Here is a 17,635-nt window from a genome sequence, read left to right on the forward strand (position 1 = left end):
ACGCCCACCCACTCCTCGGCTCCGTCGGCGAACGTCTGGTGCTTCCAGATCGGGACCTCGTGCTTGAGGTCGTCGATGAGCTTGCGGCAGGCGTCGAACGCCTCCGCGCGGTGCGGACAGGAGACGGCCACGACCACGGCCAGGTCCCCCACCGCCAGGTCCCCGACGCGGTGCGCCGCGGCGAGGGCGCGCACCGGGTGGTCGGCGACGACCTTCTCGGCGACCCGGCGCAGCTCGGCCTCGGCCGAGGGGTGCGAGGAATAGCCCAGACGGGCGACATCGGCGCCGCCGTCGTGATCGCGGACGGTGCCGACGAAGAGCGCCGTGCCGCCCGCGGCGTGGTCGCCGACGGCGGCGAAGACCTCGTCCACGGACAGCGGGGCCGCGCGGATCTCCAGCAACCGGATCGGGTCCTCGGCTCCCAGTTCGCCGGGGTGGTCGGAGTTCACGTGCCGGTGTCCGGGGCCGTGCTCGCCGTCGTACGTCTGTGCCATGCCGGTCATGCTGCCCTACCTGCCCCGGATCCGGAACACCTCGCCTGTCGCGCCCGCCGTGTCGTACCCGCGCCGCCGGACCGCGGCCGCGGACTCCGCCGCCGGCCCGCGGGCGCTGCTCACAGCCCGCGCCGCTTGCGGGCCCTGCGCACCAGCGCGGCGGTGCCCAGCAGCGCCACCGTCGCACCCGCGGCGCCGGCCGCGGTGGCCGCCTCCGTCCGGCCCAGTCGCCGCCCCGCGACGGTGTGCCTGCCGGAGACGTCCTCCAGCAGCGCGGCGAGCACCTCCTCGTTCGTCCAGGCCGGGCGCCAGCCCGCATCGTGCAGCCTGCTGCCGCTGACGACCCAGGGGTGCATGGTGTAGGCGAGGTCGGCGGCGGGCGAGGGGGTCAGTCCGAGACGGTGCAGCCGGGAGGCGGCGCCCAGCGCGACGCTGGAGGGCAGCTCCATCCGCCGCATCCCGGTGAGCTGCTCGACCTCCTCCTGCTCCAGCCAGCCGTCGCAGCCCACCACCATCTCGCCCTCGACCTTCTCCAGCGCGGCGTACTCGAGTGCGCTGACCAGGTCCTCGACGTGGCAGAACTGCCAGCAGGGGCGCGATCCGGCGACCACCAGGAGCCGCGGCGACTCGAAGTGGCGGGTGAGCGTGGTGTCCGTACCGGCGCCGACCAGCACGGTGGGGCGCAGGACGGTCACGTTGAGGCCCGGGTGGGCCCGCGGGGCGCGCTGGGCCAGGCGTTCGAGCTCCAGCAGGTCGCCCACCCCCGTGGCGTCCGCGGTGGCCCGCAGCTCGGCGTCCTCCGCGAGCGGCACGTCGTTGTCCTGGAGCGCTCCGTAGACCATCGCCGAGGTGCACAGCACGACCCGGCGGACACCGGCGGCCGCCGCCGCGGTCAGCACGGTCTGGGTGCCGCGCACGTTGAAGGCGGTGCGGGCCACCGGGTCGGTCTCCAGATCCAGGTCGAGCGCCAGGTGGACGACCACGTCCACCGGGTCGCCGTCGCCGCGCAGCCGGTCGGCGATGGCCGGGTCCCGCACATCCAGGGTGTGCCACTGCGCTTCGGTCACCTCGCCTCTGCGCTCGTCCAGTGCGATGACCTGCTTGATCTCCTCGGACGCCGCCAACCGCTCGGTGAGCAGCGCGCCGACCCCCGCGGCGGCGCCGGTGACGGCGACGGTCGGGGTTCGCGCTGCGCGAACGTGGGACTCGGAGGAACTCACCGGGCGTCTCCAGTGGTTGTTTCTGGTACGGGGTGCGCAGGCTCCATCCTGCCTGACTCGTGTCTAGGCTGGAGGCAGAGCCCACAGATCGCACCAGGACGTACCGGCGCAGAACCCGACCGCACCCAGGACATGCAGACCGTCCACGAACCACCAGACCGTCCTACGAGACAGAGCCGAGGAAACCCGTGAGTGACACCCCATTCGGATTCGGCGTACCTCCTGAGGAGCCCGAGGACGGGAACGACGGCGAGAAGAAGCCGGGCGGCGACCAGCCGAACCCGTTCGGTTTCGGCGGCGCCCCGGGCTCCGGCGGCGCCGACAACCCCCTGGCGGCGATGTTCGGCTCGCTGGGCGGCGGACAGGGCCAGCTCGACCCGAGCGACCTGGGTGCCGCCTTCCAGAAGCTCGGCCAGATGCTCTCCTACGAGGGCGGCCCGGTGAACTGGGACATGGCCAAGGACATCGCACGGCAGACGGTCGCGTCGGGGGCCCAGGACGGCTCGAAGGACGCCTCCGTCAGCCCGCACGACCGCGCCGCCGTCGAGGAGGCCGTACGCCTGGCCGACCTGTGGCTGGACGGAGTGACCTCCCTGCCCTCCGGCTCCGGCGCCGCGGTGGCCTGGAGCCGCGCGGAGTGGGTCGAGGCCACCCTGCCCGTCTGGAAGGACCTGGTCGACCCCGTCGCCGAGCGCGTCGGTGCCGCCATGGGCGATGTGCTGCCCGAGGAGATGCAGGCGATGGCCGGCCCGCTGCTCGGCATGATGCGCTCCATGGGGGGCGCCATGTTCGGCACCCAGATCGGGCAGGCACTGGGCGTGCTGGCGGGCGAGGTCGTCGGTTCCACGGACATCGGGCTCCCGCTGGGGCCCGCCAACAAGGCGGCACTGCTGCCGGTCAACATCGAGGCGCTCGGCGGCGGACTGGGCATCCCGCTGGAGGAGGTCCGCCTCTACCTGGCCCTCCGGGAGACCGCACACCAGCGGCTGTTCGCGCACGTCCCCTGGCTGCGCTCGCACCTCTTCGGCGCCGTCGAGGGCTACGCCCGGGGCATCAAGGTGGACACCGCCAAGCTGGAGGACGTGGTCGGGCAGATCGACCCGCAGCGCCCCGAGGAACTGCAGGAAGCGCTCCAGCAGGGCATGTTCCAGCCGGAGGACTCCCCGCAGCAGAAGGCGGCGCTCGCCCGGCTGGAGACGGCGCTGGCGCTGGTCGAGGGCTGGGTGGACGCGGTGGTGCACGCCGCGGCCGAACCGCACCTGCCCTCCGCCTCCGCGCTGCGCGAGACGCTGCGCAGGCGGCGCGCCTCCGGCGGCCCGGCGGAGCAGACCTTCTCCACGCTGATCGGCCTGGAGCTGCGCCCCCGGCGGCTGCGCGACGCCTCCCGGCTGTGGGCCTCGCTCGCCGACGCCCGGGGTGCCGAGGGCCGCGACGCCGTGTGGGAGCACCCGGACATGCTGCCGACGGCCGCCGACCTGGACGACCCGGACGCCTTCGTCCATCACGAGCAGCCGGACTTCTCCGAGCTGGACAAGATGCTGGGCGACGCGGCCGCCGCGGACGGCGGCACCGGCTCCAGCACCGACACCGGCACCGGCAGGACCCGGCAGGACAAGGCCGGGGACGAGGCATCCGGGGACGACCGGTCGCAGGAGAAGCGCTCCGGGGAGCAACCCGGCGGCACGGACGGCACCGACGGCGGCGAGGGCGAAGGCACGCGGTGAGCGCGTCACCGGACGGCCTCCACGCGGATGCGGAGCGTGTCCTCACCCGGTGGCGCAGCCAGGACGGCGACCCCGCCCAGGAGGAGCTGCGCGAGGAGTATCTGCGCCACCTCGCCGACCGGCCGGACGGCATGTGGAAGGCGTGCTCCGCGGGGCACATCACCGCCAGCGCGATGGTCGTCGACCCGCGGAAGAACCGGGTGCTGCTGACGCTCCACCGCAAGCTGGGCAGATGGCTGCAGATGGGGGGCCACTGCGAGCCGGAGGACACCACCCTGGCAGGGGCCGCGCTGCGGGAGGCCACGGAGGAGTCGGGCATTCCGGGCCTCTCCCTGCTGCCCGGCGGCCCGCTCCGGCTCGACAGGCACCGCACGCCCTGCGCCTGGCATCTGGACGTGCAGTACGCGGCTCTCGCCCCCGAGGGCGCCGTCGCGGCGATCAGCGAGGAGTCCCTGGACCTGCGCTGGTTCGGCTTCGAAGAGGTGGCCGGGGTCGAGGACGAGTCCGTGGTGCGGCTCGCCCGGCTCTCGGCCGCGGCCGTCGCGGTCAGCCCCGGCCGGGGCCCTCTTCCGTGACGGGGTCGGAGCCCTCCTGCGGGACGGCTCCGGGCCCGTTTCCCCCGACGGGCTGGTGCGGCAGCCGCTCGGCCGCCGCCACCCCCTCCAGATAGCCGCGCGCCCGCTCGGTGCGCGGATAGGCCTCCAGCAGTCGCCAGAACCGCGTGCCGTGGCCGGGCACCAGCAGATGCGACAGCTCGTGCAGCAGCACGTAGTCGATGACGTACTCGGGCATGCCCTGCAACCGGTGGGAGAGCCGGATACTGCCCTCCGCCGGCGTGCAGGAGCCCCAGCGGGTGTTCTGGTTGGTCACCCAGCGCACCGAGGCGGGCCGGGCATGCCCGCCGAGATACTGCTCCGAGAGGGTTGCCGCGCGCCGGGCGAGGTCGCTGTCGTCGAGCATGCGCCTGCTCTCCTGGGCGGCCAGCTTGTCGAGCATCACGCCGACCCAGCGCGCTTCCTCGTCCGCCGTCATGCGCGCCGGCAGCAGCACGACGGTGCGGTCGCCTTCGCGGTAGGCGGAGACGGTGCGGCGTCGGCGGGTGCTGCGGCGCACCTCGACCGCGCGTCGGCTGGTGCTGTTCAGCGGGTCGGCGGGCACGCCACGACGTTACCCGCTGCGGTCGGCGGAAGTCCCGCCTCCAGGCTTGTTCGAGGGGGAAAGGCGACAACGGACCGGGGCACGGCGAGAGTGAACGGCTCACGCTTGTATGACTGATGCCGTCTCCTGTGGACAACTCGCTCCGCGCGATCCGCCCACGGCGGCATGCTGTCCCCAGTGATCGACAGCCGAGCCGGGTCGAGTCCCGGCACGTCAGGGGGGAACGTGCACCCGATGATCAAGCCCGCGCTGCGGCGGGGCTGGCGAGACAGGCAGACCGTGCAGTGCGGTGTGGCGCCCGCGCACGCGGTGCTGCTGGGACCGTTGAGCGACGCGGCGGCGGCCTTCATCGAGATGATGGACGGAACCCGCAGCATGGAGCGGCTCCAGCAGGAAGCGGACCGGCTCGGCCTGGCACCCCGGACCCCGGCGAGGATCACCGAGCGGCTCAGCGCCGCCGGGGTGCTGGACGACGCGACGGCCGACCGCGAAGCCGCGGCGCACGTCAGCGACCGGCTGCGGCCGGACCTGGCGTCACTGTCCGTGGTGCACCGCGAACCGGGCGGTGGGGTGCGCCGGCTTGCCGCCCGGCGGGCCGCGCGCGTCCAGGTGCGAGGGCTGGGCCGGGTGGGCACCGCGGTGGCCGCCGCCCTGTCGGCCGCGGGGGTGGGCCAGGTGGACGTGGCGGACGGGGGTGTCGTGGAGGAGTGGGACACCGCGCCGTGCGGAGTACCTCCGGAGCAGGTGGGCACGCGCCGCGATGTGGCGGCCCGCGGCGTGGTGCGCCGCTCCCGCTCCTGGCGGAGCGGCGCCCGTTCCGAGACCGGCCTGGTGGTGGTGACACCGCGGGACGGCCTGGACGCCTACGCGCCCGACCCGGAGACCACCGAGCGCTTCATGGAGGCGGGAACACCGCATCTGTTCGGCGGAGTGGTGGAGGCCACCGGCGTGGTCGGTCCGCTGGTGCTGCCCGGTTCCGCGCCGTGCGCGGAGTGCCTGGCACGCACCCGGGCCGAACGGGAGCCCAGCTGGCCGATGCTGGTGGGCCAGTGGCGGACGGCGAGCAGACGGCGCACGGGGGTCCCCGCCTGCGACACGGCACTGGCCACCATGGTGGCGGGCGCGGTCGCCTCCTACGCGCTGAGCTATCTGGACGGGGACGGAGCCTGCGCGGTGGGCTACCGGCTGCGGTTCGCACTGCCCCACCTGCTGCCGGACACCGAGCAGTTCGCGGCGCATCCGGAGTGTCCGTGCGGTGCCGCTTCGGTGACTGCGCCCCCCGCACCGCCGCGAACGGCCGAAGGCAGGCGACAATGACCGGGTGGCCGACGTCCTCGGTGCTGTCTCGGTTGAGCTGTCAGGGAGTTGGAGGGACGCATGTCTGATCTTCCGCGCAAGGCGGTGACCCGGACGGCCAAGCTGGCCGCCCTGCCGCTGGGCTTCGCGGGCCGCTCCGCATGGGGGCTCGGCAAGCGCCTCGGGGGCCTGTCCGCCGATCTCGTCGGCCAGGAGCTGCAGCAGCGGACCGCCGAGCAGCTCTTCAAGGTCCTCGGCGAGTTGAAGGGCGGTGCCATGAAGTTCGGGCAGGCCCTCTCGGTCTTCGAGTCCGCTCTCCCCGACGAACTGGCGGGTCCCTACCGTGCCACCCTGACCCGGCTCCAGGAAGCCGCGCCGCCGATGCCCGCCGGCACCGTGCACAGAGTGCTGGAGGAAGAGCTGGGCCAGGAGTGGCGTGAGTACTTCGCCGAGTTCGACGACAAGCCCGCCGCGGCGGCCTCCATAGGCCAGGTGCACCGCGCCGTCTGGCACGACGGGCAGGATGTCGCGGTCAAGGTGCAGTACCCGGGCGCCGGCGAGGCCCTCGTCTCCGACCTCACCCAACTGAGCCGATTCGCCCGGCTGCTGGGCCCGCTGATACCGGGAATGGACATCAAACCGCTCATCGCGGAGCTGCACGAGCGGATCGCGGAGGAGCTGGACTACAGCCTGGAGGCGGAGGCCCAGCGCAGCTACGCGGAGGAGTACGAGGCGGACGAGGACGTCGTCGTCCCGCAGGTGGTCCACCAGGCCGACCGGGTGCTGGTGTCCCAGTGGCTGGAGGGCGTACCGCTCTCCCGGGTGATCGCCGACGGCAGCCAGGAGGAACGGGACCGGGCCGGACTGCTGCTGAGCCGGTTCCTCTTCTCCGGCCCCGTACGCACCGGACTGCTGCACGCGGACCCGCACCCGGGGAACTTCCGGCTGGTCCCCGGGGACACCGGGACATCCGCCGACTGGCGGCTGGGAGTGCTGGACTTCGGCACCGTGGACCGACTGCCGGAGGGGCTGCCCCCGACGATCGGCGAGGTGCTGCGGATGATGCTCGACGGAGACGCGGACACGGCCTACGCCCTGCTGCGCGACGAGGGCTTCGTCAAGCAGGAGATAGCGCTGGAGCCGGAGGCGGTACGGGAGTATCTGCTGCCGATCGTCGAGCCCGCCTGCGTGGAGGAGTTCACCTTCAGCAGGGACTGGATGCGCGAACAGGCGGCCCGGATCGCCGACCCCCGCTCCGCGGCCCACCAGCTGGGGCGGCAACTCAACCTGCCGCCGTCCTATCTGCTGATCCACCGGGTGACGCTCAGCACCATCGGCGTCCTGTGCCAGCTGGGCGCGACGGTGCGGATGCGGCACGACATGGAGACCTGGGTACCGGGGTTCGCCACCGCTGAGATGCCGCAGCCCGGGTCGTCCGAGGAGCCGCCGGACGGGGAGACGGCAGGGCCCGAGGAGGAGCCGGAGATCGCCCTGTGAGCAGGGGCCGCACTCCGGCCGCCGGACGGCACACGACCCCGCGGCGGCGGTGACGACGGAGAGCCGGAGACACCGGAGACACCGGAGAGCCGGGGCGCTCGCCCCGGCTCTCCGGTGTTCAGGTCATCCGGACCGAATCTTCAGCCCACCCAGGCCGGATCACTGCATCACGGCCATGGCGAGGGCACGCCGCGCGCGGAGCGTCGCGCGCTCCGCGCGCCGCTGAAGGCGCCGCGCGGTCCTCAGCCGCAGCGCCCTGCGTTCGGATTCGGCCTCGTGCATTCGTTGCTGTATCTGTGCTCTGGCCAGGCTTTCTGGCATGAGTTGCATGTCGCGGGTCCTGTTCTGACGGACGACTGTCGCGTCGGAGCGAGTGCGTGCGGTGGTCTCGTGGAGGGGTGTCATCGTCGGGTCCTGCTTCGTGAGGTGGCGCGTACGGGGATCCAGCGCCGACGGGCTGTCGATCGTTCCGGCAACCGCCTTGCGGCGGGCGGGCGATCCATGGCGGCGACGGGGGTTCATGCCGTCACCGGGTTCTTGCGGGGACGGCCCCGCGGACGCTTCCGCGGCACCACGACGCCCTGTACGAACAGCTCGCCGCCCCAGACGCCCCAGGGCTCGCGGCGGTCCTTGGCCCCGGCGAGGCAGGCCTCGCGCAGCGGGCAGGTCTGGCAGAGGGACTTCGCGTACTCGACGTCCGCGGGGGACTCGGCGAAGAAGACCTCGGGGTCGTAGGAGCGGCAGGGAACATCGACGCCGAGCCGCTCGATGGCGTCGTCGAGCTCGGTGAGGGTGATCTGCGGGGCGGTCAAGGAGTCCTCCGTGGTGAGATCAGGCGGCAGAGAAGGCGCGGGGCGCAACGTGTCAGGGTGCGTCTCGGTGTGCACTGCGGTTCTTCCTGTCTGTTGGATGTCTGTTGTCGTGTCGGGCCGGCTGGTGGCCGGTCGGGGCAAACAGAAGGGCCGCGGATCCCGATGTGGGTTCCGCGGCCCTGGAAGGTGCCGACCTGATCTCGCCGATCAGGCTGGATCTCTCCAGGGTCGGAGGCCACGGAAGGCCCACAGGGTGTAGCGCTGCGTCTTCTGGCGTCCTTCGCCGGCACCGTTGGCCGCGGAGCCACCGGCAAAGGCGGCTGCCTGTGCCTGTGCTGCTACCTCGGGTGCCTTGCTCGGTCGCTCGTTGCCGCCGGGGTTGACACCGGACAGACCGGTGCCGTGGAGGTTGGAGCCGAGCAGGCAGGCGCGAATGACCGAGTGATCGGTCATTTTGATCTCCGAAATGATCGTGGCCACTGGTCTCGCCTCCTCTCGGCGCCTCGGAGGACCCGCCACTGGGGCTGGTCCGTGGATGTTCAGGACGTAGTACAGCATGGAAGAGGAAGAGCGAAAAGGCCCGCCCTCTCCATGTCCGGAAGGCTATGAGGCTCCGTACGGCCCGCGCAAACTATTTTTCACGGCTTTCTGTCACAGCTTCTGTGACATGGGTCCCGCACCCGCGCCGCTGCCCGGTCGTCACCCCTGTCGAGGCTCCTCACCGGCGTCCGCGGGCAACTCCTCCCCCGCGCAGAGCGCGAGCACGTCGGCACCGAACTGCTGGAGCTTGCGGTGCCGGACTCCGGAGATGCGGGAGAGCTCCGCCGCATCGCCGGGAACGGCCTCGGCGATGGCGAGGAGCGTCTTGTCGGTGAAGACGCAGTAGTCCGGCTGCCGCAGCAGCGCCGCCTGCCGGGCCCGCCACTGGTGCAGCCGCTCGTGCAGCGCCTCGTCCAGCTGCGAGGGGCAGTCCTCGCAACGCATCAGCTTCACCTCACCGGGCTGGGTCAGCGACCGGCCGCACACCCGGCACCGCGCCGGCGCACGACGCACCCGCTCCCGACTCCCGGACGGTGCGGGAACGCGCCCACCGCCGGTGACGCTGCCGCCCGTCCCCGCACCGGTCCGGGCAGCGCCCGCGCCGGAGCCGGTTCGCAGTCCCGCGAGGAAACGACTGGGCTGCCTGCTGGGCCGGCCTCCCGGTGAGCGGGCGAGCGACCAGGAGAGGGTCAGCGACCGGCGGGCGCGGGTGATCCCGACATAGAGCAGTCTGCGCTCCTCCTCCGTCTGCTCCTCCGTCCTGGCGTGGGTGATCGGCAGCATCCCGTCGGTGAGGCCCACCACGAAGACGGCGTCCCACTCCAGGCCCTTGGCCGCGTGCAGCGAGGCCAGCGTGACGCCCTCGACGGTGGGCGCGTGCTGGACCCGGGCCCGCTCGTCCAGCTCCGCGATCAGATCGCCGAGCCCGGCACCGGGCCGGGCCCCGGCGAAATCCTCGGCCAGCCGCACCAGGGCCGCCAGCGACTCCCACCGGTCCCGGACGGCCCCCGACCCGGACGGTGCGTGCGGACTCCAGCCCTTGGTACCGAGCACGGCACGCACCTGCGAGGGCAGACCCACCGCGTCGTCCAGCAGTGCGTCGTTGCCGCCGGCCCGGGCCGCCCCGCGCAACGCCACGAACGCCTCCCGCACCTCGGGGCGTTCGAAGAACCGCTCGGCACCCCGCAACCGGCAGGGGACCCCGAGATCCGCCAGCGCCTGCTCGTAGACCTCGGACTGGGCGTTGATCCGGTAGAGCACGGCGATCTGGCTGGCGGGGACTCCCGAGGCGATGAGATCCCGGATCCGCCGGGCCACCCCTTCGGCCTCGCCGGGTTCGTCGGCGTACTCGGCACAGACCGGCTCGGGGCCCGGCTCCCGCTGGGAGACCAGCTCCAGCCGGTGTTCGGCGGCACGGCCCCGGGCCTGCGCGAGCAGCCCGTTGGCGAAGTGCACCACCTGCGGGGTCGAGCGGTAGTCGCGGACCAGCTTGACGACCGTCGCCTCCGGGTGGCGGGAGCGGAAGTCGAGAAGGTGGTCGGGGGTGGCGCCGGTGAAGGAGTAGATCGTCTGGCTGGCGTCGCCGACCACGCACAGACCACCCCGCTCCCCCACCCACAGCTCCAGCAGCCGCTGCTGCAGCGGGCTCACGTCCTGGTACTCGTCCACCGTGAAGTGCTGGTACTGGCCGCGGACCGTCTCGGCGATGTCCGGACGGTCCTGCAGGATGCCCACGGTGAGCAGCAGCACATCCTCGAAGTCGATCAGCGAACGCTCCCGCTTGAGCTGCTCGTAGAGGGCGTAGACGCGGCCGGTCTCGGCACTGTCGCGGGGGGCCGCGCGGCCCGCTGCCGCGGCGGCGGCCGGATAGTCCTCGGGCACGGTCTGGGTGACCTTGGCCCACTCGATCTCGCCGGTGACGTCCCGCAGCTCGCTGCGGTCGAGCCGGATCCGGCACCGGGCCGCGGCCTCCCCGACGAGCTGCGCCTTGCGCTCGACCAGCGGCGGCAGCTCACCGCCGACGGCGCGCGGCCAGAAGTACTGGAGCTGGCGCAGCGCGGCCGAGTGGAACGTGCGCGCCTGGACGCCCTGGACGCCGAGCTCGCGCAGCCTGCCGCGCATCTCCCCGGCGGCGCGCTGGGTGAAGGTGACGGCGAGCACCCCGCCCGGGGGCAGGATGCCGGCGCGGACGCCGTAGGCGATGCGGTGGGTGATCGCTCTCGTCTTGCCGGTGCCCGCACCGGCAAGCACGCACACCGGACCGTGCAGCGCCGTCGCCACCGCACGCTGCTCGGGGTCGAGCCCCTCGAGCACCGCGTCGGGGGAGTCGGGAACCCGCGGGAAGAGAGTGGAGTCCGTTGCTGCTGTCACCCCGCCATGCTGCCAGCCCGGCCGGGAGGGGCGGCACGGCTGTCCACAGCCGAGCCCCTGCGGTCCTACGAATCGCGCGGCCTTCCGGCGCGGGGCCCTGGGAGGATGTCCCGGGGGAATGTCCCCGGACCGCCGCGCGTTCAGACAGCACACCCGGACGAGACGAAGGAGCGCTGGAGAAGATGACGGGCACTGTGACGATGTACAGCACCACCTGGTGCGGCTACTGCCGTCGGCTGAAGGGCCAGATGGAACGCGCGGGCATCGCGTACACGGAGATCAACATCGAGCAGGACCCCGAGTCGGCGACCTTCGTCGAGAAGGCGAACGGCGGCAACCAGACGGTACCCACCGTGCTGTTCCCCGACGGTTCGACGCTGACCAATCCCTCGCTGGCCCAGGTCAAGGAGCGGGTCGGGGGCTGACCGCGGCGAGCGGCGGGCCGGCGGGCCGGCCCGGCCCGCCGCCGCCTCAGTCGTGGGGCCGGGGCTGCGGCAGCGGCTGCCCGTACCAGAGCTCGACCAGGCGGGCCGCGATCGAGATGCCCGAGGGGGTGAGCACCTCGCCGGAGTCGATCGCCGCCCGCAGGTCCTCGCGGGAGAACCAGCGGGCCTCCTCGATCTCTTCCTCGTCCACCTGGATCCGGGACGAGGTGGCGCGCGCCATGAAGCCCAGCATCAGGCTGGAGGGGAACGGCCAGGGCTGGCTCGCCACATAGCTGACGGGCCCGACGGCCACCCCGGCTTCCTCGGCGACCTCGCGGCGCACCGCGGCTTCCAGGGACTCGCCCGGCTCCACGAAGCCCGCCAGCGTCGAGAACCTGCCCTCCGGCCAGTGCACCTGGCGGCCGAGGAGTGCGCGGTCCTGCTCGTCGGTGACCAGCATGATCACGGCGGGGTCGGTGCGCGGATAGTGTTCGGCCCCGCAGGCCGGGCAGCGGCGGATGTGCCCGGCCGCCGCGATGACGGTGCGCTCGCCGCAGCGGGAGCAGAAGCGGTGGGTGCGCTGCCAGTTCTCCAGCCCGACGGCGTGCACCAGCAGTTCGCTGTCGCGGTCCGAGAGCAGCACGCCGGCCTCGCGCAGTCCGGCCGGGCGGGCGATGTCGTCCATCCGGCCCGGGAGCGAGTCCTTCTGGAGCGCGAAGTACCGCACTCCGTCCTCGTCGGTGCCCAGGAAGTAGCGGTGTGCCTCGGTGAAGGGGGCGTCGAAGGACGGCATGGTGACCAGTTCCGTCGTGCCGTCCTCCTGGTCCTCGATCAGGGCCTGTCCGCCGGAGACCACGAAGACCCGGGTGCTGGGGTGGCTCCAGGCCGCCGCCAGCCATGCCTCGTCCAGCCGGTGGTGGGAGCCCCGGTCGATGCCTCCGGTACTGGTGAGGCTGATCGCCGGGTCGCCGGAGGGTCCGGGCCGGCCGGCTCCGCCGCCGGGCCCGGCGGTCCGGTCGGCGCTGGGGTCTGTCGAGGTCGGGATGGTCACTTCTGCTTCCTACTCCCCCTGGGTCGGGGCTCCCCGCCCGGCAGCGGGTCGGGGGGCGGTTGGCGAGCGTTCGTGAGTCGGTCGGAGGGCGCGGCGGGCGGCGCCCGGGCGGGTGTCGTCCGGTCAGCCCTCGCTCCAGTGTGCCGCGAGGTCCTCCCAGAGGTATGCGGCGGTCTCCGCGCCCTTGAACAGCAGATCGAGTTCGATCTTCTCGTTCGGCGCGTGCCAGCCGTCCGAGGGGACCGAGATGCCGAGGAAGAGCACCGGGACGTCGAGCGCGTCCCGCAGGTCGGCCGCGGGGCCGGAACCGCCTTCGCGGGTGAAGCGGACCGGGGTGCCGAAGGCGCGTCCCATGGCGCGGGTGAGGGAGCGCAGTGCGGGGTGGCCGAGCGGGGTGAGGCAGGGGCGGGTGGCGCCCCAGAAGGTGATCTCGTGCCGGATCCCCGCGGGCAGCCGGTCGGCGACCCAGTCGCGGAGCGCCTGCTGGATCTTCTCCTCGTCCTGGCCGGCGACGGTGCGGAAGGACAGCTTCAGCTCGGCCGAGGCGGGCACGATGGTCTTGCCGCCGGGGCCCTGGTAGCCGCCGCCGATCCCGTTCACCTCGGCTGTGGGGCGGGCCCACACCCGCTCCAGTGTGGTGTAGCCGCGTTCGCCGAGGGGGGCGCCGGAGTGCGCCGTGCGCAGCCAGGCGTCCTCGTCGAAGGGCAGCTCGGCGAAGAGGGTGCGTTCCTCCTCGGTCAGTTCCACGACTCCGTCGTAGAAGCCGGGAAGGGTGACCCTGCGGTCCTCGTCGTGCAGCGCCGCGGCGAGCCGGGCGGCTTCGGTGGCCGGGTTGGGCACGGCTCCGCCGAAGGAGCCGGAGTGCACGTCCTGGGCCGGTCCGTACAGGTCGATCTGGCAGTCGGTGAGCCCGCGCATCCCGGTGCAGACGGTGGGGGTGTCCTCGGCCCACATTCCGGTGTCCGAGACGACCACGGCGTCGCAGTCCAGCCGCGGCGCGTGGGCGCGCAGCAGTGCGGGGAAGTGCGGTGACCCGGACTCCTCCTCGCCCTCGATGAGCAGTTTGACGCCGACGGCCGGGGTGCTCCGCCCGGTGGCGGCCAGGTGCGCGCGCAGGCCCAGGGTGTGGAAGAGGACCTGCCCCTTGTCGTCGGCGGCGCCCCGCGCGTACAGCCTGCCGTCCCGCTCCTCGGGCTCGAACGGTTCGCTGTGCCAGCCGTCGGCACGGGCCGCGGGCTGGACGTCGTGGTGGCCGTAGACCAGGACGGTGGGTGCCGCGGGGTCGTCGGAGGGCCACTCGGCGAAGACGGCGGGCGCACCCTCGGTCTCCCAGACCTCCGCGACGGGGAAGCCGGTGGCGCGCAGCGCGGCGGCGAGCCAGTCGGCGCTGCGCCGCACCTCCGGTGCGCGCTCCGGGTCGGCGGAGACGGACGGGATGCGCAGCCAGTCGCACAGGTCGCCGAGGAAGGCGGGACGCTGGTCCTGGATGAAGGTCCGGACAGCGCTGTCCGGGGGAGCGGGGGTGGTGCTCATGCCCTCGACCCTATCGGGCCGGGCGGGGTCAGCCGTCGGCCGGAGGCTCGTGCCCGGGGTGCCGCGGGGGCTGCCGGGGGTCGGGCGCGCGCTGCGCGGGGGCGCCGTCCAGCAGCAGCCGTTCCAGTCCGGCCCGGTCCGGGAGTTCCGCGGGCCGCACCAGTTCGCCGCTGCGCACATGGAGGAACGCCGCGCCGACGGAGGACAGCGGTACGCCTTCCTGTTCGGCCCAGGCGAGGCGGTAGACGGCGAGCTGGAGCGGGTCGGCCTCCCGGCCGCGGCCGGTCTTCCAGTCGATGATGTCGAAGGTCACGCTCCCGTCCGGTGCGCGGTCCCGGTAGACGGCGTCGATCCGGCCCCGGACGATCCGTCCGGCCAGCGCGAGCTGGAAGGGTGCCTCCACGCGGTGGGGGGTCCGGTGTGCCCAGGGGGTGCGTTCGAACGCCTCCTTGAGGGCGGCCAGGTCCTGCTCGTCGGTGATCTGCGGGGGCTCGCCCGCGTAGCGGCCCTCGCCGTCCGCGCCGGGCAGCTCTTCGGGGCCCAGCAGCGGCAGCGGGAGTTCTTCGAAGCGGGACTCCACCCAGGCGTGGAAGCGGGTGCCCCGGCGGGCGGCCGCGGGCTGCGGAGGGCGCGGCATCGGGCGGGCCAGTTCCCGGGCGAAGCCTTCCGGGTCGGCGGCCAGCCGCAGCAGTTGGGAGGCGCTCAGCGTGCGGGGCAGCGGGACGTCGCGTACCGCGGCGCGGGAGCGGCGCAGCTCTCCGGTGAGCGCCTCCAGGTCCCGGTCCCAGGCTGCGGCCAGCCGGGCCTCCTCGGGGTCGAGCTCGCCGGGCCCGACCGGCACGCGCGGGTGGGAGCCCGCGTCCGGGTGGGGGCCCGGCTCCGGAGCCGGCAGGTCCGCTTCCGGGCCGGGAGCGGCGGCCGGATCCCCGTGGGAGGCGTCGGCGGTCCCCGGTCCGGCAGCGTCGTCGGCGGTCCCCGGTCCGGCGGCGGCGTCGCTGCCGCCGGCGGCGGCTTCGAGGTGGGCCAGCACCCGGTTGGCCGCCGCGCGACGCAGCTCCAGCGCTTCCGCGTCCAGCGGCAGCGGCCACACGCGTTCCTCGGCGGGCTCCTCCAGCGCCGGGTTGGCCGCGTCCTGCTCCGGCGGCTCGGCCCAGTGCTCGACCTCGCCGTGCGCCGGATCGGCCTCGCAGTGGGCGCGCAGGGCGTCGAGGAAGGCGGAGGGGCCGCGCGGGCGCTTCTGCGCGGGCCCCCACCAGTGTCCGGAGCCCAGCAGCAGGCTCCGCGGGCGGGTGAAGGTGACGTAGCCGAGCCGCAGCTCCTCCGTCGACTGGTGGGCCCGCAGCGCGTTCTCCTGGTCCTTGAGGCCCTTCGCGGTCCACTCGGGCCGGGGCGGGAGGGTCTCCGCGTCCCCGCGCAGCGCGTACGGCAGCACCTTGGGCTGGGTGAGCCAGGTCTCGCGGGCCTGTTCGCCGGGGAACTGCTTGGCGACCAGGCCGGGCACCGCGACCACGTCCCACTCCAGCCCCTTGGACTTGTGCGCGGTCAGCACCTTGACGGTGTTCTCACCGCCGGGGAGCGAGCTGTCCAGCCCCTTCTCGTACTGCACGGCCGTCCGCAGGAACGCCAGGAAGGCCAGCAGGGTGGCCTCGCCGTCCAGCGAGGCGAAGCCCGCGGCGATGTCGAGGAACCGGCCGAGCGTCTCGCGCCGCCGCGCCGCCACCGCGTGCGGGGAGGCGGCCAGCTCGACCTCCAGACCGGTGACGGCCAGCACCCGGTGGAGCACGTCCATGAGCGGATCGGCCAGCGAACGCCGCAGGTCGCGCAGTTCGGCGGCGAGCCGTGCGAAGCGCACCCGCGCCTCGGCGGAGAACGGCAGGTCGTCGTCGTGGCCGTCGGACTCCAGGAAGGTGTCCAGGGCGTCCGCCAGGGAGCGCAGCTCGGCCGGGTCGGCGCCCTCGACGGCCGCCGCCAGCCGCTCGTCCGGGTCGTCGTCCGGGTGGGCGCGCTGGTGTGCGACGAGCAGCGCCGCGCGGCGTCCCAGCAGCGCCAGGTCGCGGGGGCCGATCCGCCAGCGCGGTCCGGTCAGCAGCCGCACCAGTGCGGCGTTCGCGGTGGGGTCCTGCAGCACCTCGCAGACGGCGACCAGGTCGGCGATCTCCGGCAGGTGGAGCAGTCCGGACAGGCCGACGACCTCGACGGGCAGATCGCGCTCGACCAGTGCGCCCTGGATCTCGGCGAAGTCGCCGGCGCTGCGGCACAGCACGGCGATCTCGCCGGGCGGGGTTCCGGTGCGCACCAGGTGGGCCAGGGAGTCGGCCAGCCAGGCGATCTCCTCGGCGTGTGTGCCCAGCAGCGCCGCGCGTACCCGTCCCTCGCGCTCCGCGCCGGGTGCGGGGCGCAGCGCCTCGACGCCCTGGTGGCGCTCCCGCAGCGGGGCGGCCATCGTGTTGGCCAGCTGCAGCAGCCGGCCGCCGCTGCGCCGGTTCTCGCTCAGCGACTGGCGGCGGGCGGGGGTGCCGTCGGAGTGTGCGAAGTGGCGGGGGAAGTCGTCCAGGTTGGCGACGGAGGCGCCGCGCCAGCCGTAGATCGCCTGGCAGGGGTCCCCGACGGCGGTGACCGGATGGCCGGTGCCCTGGCCGAAGAGCCCGGCCAGCAGGACGCGCTGGGCGACGGAGGTGTCCTGGTACTCGTCCAGCAGGACGACGGAGAACTGTTCCCGCAGGGCACGGCCGACCTCGGGCATCCGGGCGAGCTGTGCGGCCAGCGCGATCTGGTCGCCGAAGTCGATCCGCTCCTGCGCGTGCTTGCGGGCGCGGTACTCCGCCACCAGGCCGAGCAGTTCCTGCCGGGCGAGCGCGGCCTGCGGCACCTTGCGCAGCTTCTCGTTGGTCAGCCGGGCGCCTTCCAGGTCCGCGAGGAGCCCGGTGTCGTGCGCGCGGAGCTCCTCGGGCGTGACGAGGTGTTCGGACAGTTCGGCGTCCAGCGCCAGCAGGTCCTCCACGAGCGCCGGTACGGACTTGGTGAGCGCCTCGAAGGGGCCCTGCGCCGTGCGCAGCACCGAGGCGGCGAGCTGGAAGCGGGTGGCGTCCGCCAGCAGCCGTACGGTCGGCTCCAGCCCGAGGCGGAGTCCGTGCTCGGTCAGCAGTCGTCCGGCGAAGGCGTGGTAGGTGGAGATCTGCGGCTCTCCCGGTTCCGCGCCGTCGGGACCCGCCGGGTCGGGGTCGGTCACCCCGGCGCGCAGCAGCGCCTTGCGCACCCGTTCGGACAGCTCTCCGGCCGCCTTGTTGGTGAACGTCAGCCCCAGGACCCGGTCGGGTGCCACCTGCCCGGTGCCCACCAGCCAGACCACGCGGGCCGCCATGACGGTGGTCTTCCCCGAGCCCGCTCCGGCCACGATCACCTGCGGAGCGGGCGGCGCGGCGATGCAGGCCGTCTGCTCCGGGGTGAACGGGATCCCCAGCAGCTCGGCGAGCTGTGCGGGGTCGGTGAGGGGTGCGGGCACTCGTAAGACGCTA

The 17,635-nt window shown here is 73.6% G+C and carries 15 protein-coding genes; 5 read left to right on the forward strand and 10 right to left on the reverse strand.

Translation table 11 applies throughout. The features are described 5' to 3' along the window. Both A949_RS0102220 and A949_RS0102225 read right to left on the reverse strand, forming a co-directional pair. Positions 1-494: molybdenum cofactor biosynthesis protein MoaE (locus A949_RS0102220; protein WP_051019366.1), on the reverse strand; the 494-nt coding region annotated here is incomplete at its 3' end. A 119-nt stretch (positions 495-613) separates the two neighbouring features. Next, positions 614-1,714, reverse strand: coding sequence for an SDR family oxidoreductase (locus tag A949_RS0102225; RefSeq protein ID WP_019354377.1), 1,101 nt, complete (start codon positions 1,712-1,714; stop codon positions 614-616). Between the two features lie 188 nt (positions 1,715-1,902). Here A949_RS0102225 and A949_RS0102230 point away from each other — a divergent pair, with 188 nt between their 5' ends. After that, complete coding sequence (locus A949_RS0102230; protein ID WP_019354378.1) at positions 1,903-3,438, forward strand: zinc-dependent metalloprotease; 1,536 nt, start codon at positions 1,903-1,905, stop codon at positions 3,436-3,438. Then, positions 3,435-4,013 carry an NUDIX hydrolase gene (locus A949_RS0102235; RefSeq protein WP_019354379.1) on the forward strand — a complete coding sequence of 193 codons (579 nt, stop codon included), beginning with the start codon at positions 3,435-3,437 and terminating at the stop codon, positions 4,011-4,013. The genes A949_RS0102230 and A949_RS0102235 overlap by 4 nt, the downstream gene beginning before the upstream one ends. On the opposite strand, the gene A949_RS0102240 is transcribed toward A949_RS0102235, so the two are convergent. Further along, positions 3,985-4,596: a M48 metallopeptidase family protein gene (locus A949_RS0102240; protein WP_019354380.1), complete on the reverse strand. Its 612-nt coding sequence runs from the start codon at positions 4,594-4,596 to the stop codon at positions 3,985-3,987. The two genes, A949_RS0102235 and A949_RS0102240, sit on opposite strands and share 29 nt — an antisense overlap. Positions 4,597-4,830: 234 nt before the next feature. Between A949_RS0102240 and A949_RS32175 the strand changes: the two genes are divergently transcribed. Both A949_RS32175 and A949_RS32180 read left to right on the forward strand, forming a co-directional pair. Next, positions 4,831-5,913 carry a ThiF family adenylyltransferase gene (locus A949_RS32175; RefSeq protein ID WP_019354381.1) on the forward strand — a complete coding sequence of 361 codons (1,083 nt, stop codon included), beginning with the start codon at positions 4,831-4,833 and terminating at the stop codon, positions 5,911-5,913. A gap of 60 nt (positions 5,914-5,973) precedes the next feature. Next, the gene (locus A949_RS32180) at positions 5,974-7,389 is read left to right on the forward strand and encodes an ABC1 kinase family protein (protein ID WP_019354382.1); all 1,416 of its coding nucleotides are present in this window, start codon (positions 5,974-5,976) and stop codon (positions 7,387-7,389) included. Between the two features lie 159 nt (positions 7,390-7,548). Here A949_RS32180 and A949_RS0102255 read toward each other — a convergent pair whose 3' ends face one another. The 4 genes from A949_RS0102255 to A949_RS0102265 all read right to left on the reverse strand — a co-directional run bounded on the left by A949_RS0102255 (position 7,549) and on the right by A949_RS0102265 (position 11,111). Beyond that, the gene (locus tag A949_RS0102255; protein ID WP_175488539.1) at positions 7,549-7,911 is read right to left on the reverse strand and encodes a hypothetical protein; all 363 of its coding nucleotides are present in this window, start codon (positions 7,909-7,911) and stop codon (positions 7,549-7,551) included. Next, positions 7,908-8,249, reverse strand: a complete 342-nt coding sequence (locus A949_RS0102260; RefSeq protein WP_037705804.1) for a WhiB family transcriptional regulator — start codon at positions 8,247-8,249, stop codon at positions 7,908-7,910. The genes A949_RS0102255 and A949_RS0102260 overlap by 4 nt, the downstream gene beginning before the upstream one ends. Positions 8,250-8,408: 159 nt before the next feature. Next, complete coding sequence (locus tag A949_RS32185; RefSeq protein WP_019354385.1) at positions 8,409-8,681, reverse strand: hypothetical protein; 273 nt, start codon at positions 8,679-8,681, stop codon at positions 8,409-8,411. A gap of 219 nt (positions 8,682-8,900) precedes the next feature. Then, the gene (locus A949_RS0102265) at positions 8,901-11,111 is read right to left on the reverse strand and encodes an ATP-dependent DNA helicase UvrD2 (protein WP_037705800.1); all 2,211 of its coding nucleotides are present in this window, start codon (positions 11,109-11,111) and stop codon (positions 8,901-8,903) included. A 182-nt stretch (positions 11,112-11,293) separates the two neighbouring features. Between A949_RS0102265 and A949_RS0102270 the strand changes: the two genes are divergently transcribed. Next, the gene (locus A949_RS0102270) at positions 11,294-11,536 is read left to right on the forward strand and encodes a mycoredoxin (RefSeq protein WP_019354387.1); all 243 of its coding nucleotides are present in this window, start codon (positions 11,294-11,296) and stop codon (positions 11,534-11,536) included. Positions 11,537-11,582: 46 nt separating this feature from the next. Here A949_RS0102270 and nudC read toward each other — a convergent pair whose 3' ends face one another. The 3 genes from nudC to A949_RS0102285 form a co-directional block, all read right to left on the reverse strand. After that, positions 11,583-12,494, reverse strand: coding sequence for an NAD(+) diphosphatase (gene nudC, locus A949_RS0102275; protein ID WP_051019368.1), 912 nt, complete (start codon positions 12,492-12,494; stop codon positions 11,583-11,585). Positions 12,495-12,710: 216 nt separating this feature from the next. Beyond that, positions 12,711-14,120 carry a M20/M25/M40 family metallo-hydrolase gene (locus A949_RS0102280; protein WP_026004268.1) on the reverse strand — a complete coding sequence of 470 codons (1,410 nt, stop codon included), beginning with the start codon at positions 14,118-14,120 and terminating at the stop codon, positions 12,711-12,713. Positions 14,121-14,148: 28 nt separating this feature from the next. Then, positions 14,149-17,622, reverse strand: a complete 3,474-nt coding sequence (locus tag A949_RS0102285) for an ATP-dependent DNA helicase (RefSeq protein ID WP_019354390.1) — start codon at positions 17,620-17,622, stop codon at positions 14,149-14,151. Positions 17,623-17,635: the final 13 nt, after the last annotated feature.

Source organism: Streptomyces sp. AA1529 (assembly GCF_000280905.1).
In the GTDB taxonomy this organism is placed as follows: domain Bacteria; phylum Actinomycetota; class Actinomycetes; order Streptomycetales; family Streptomycetaceae; genus Streptomyces.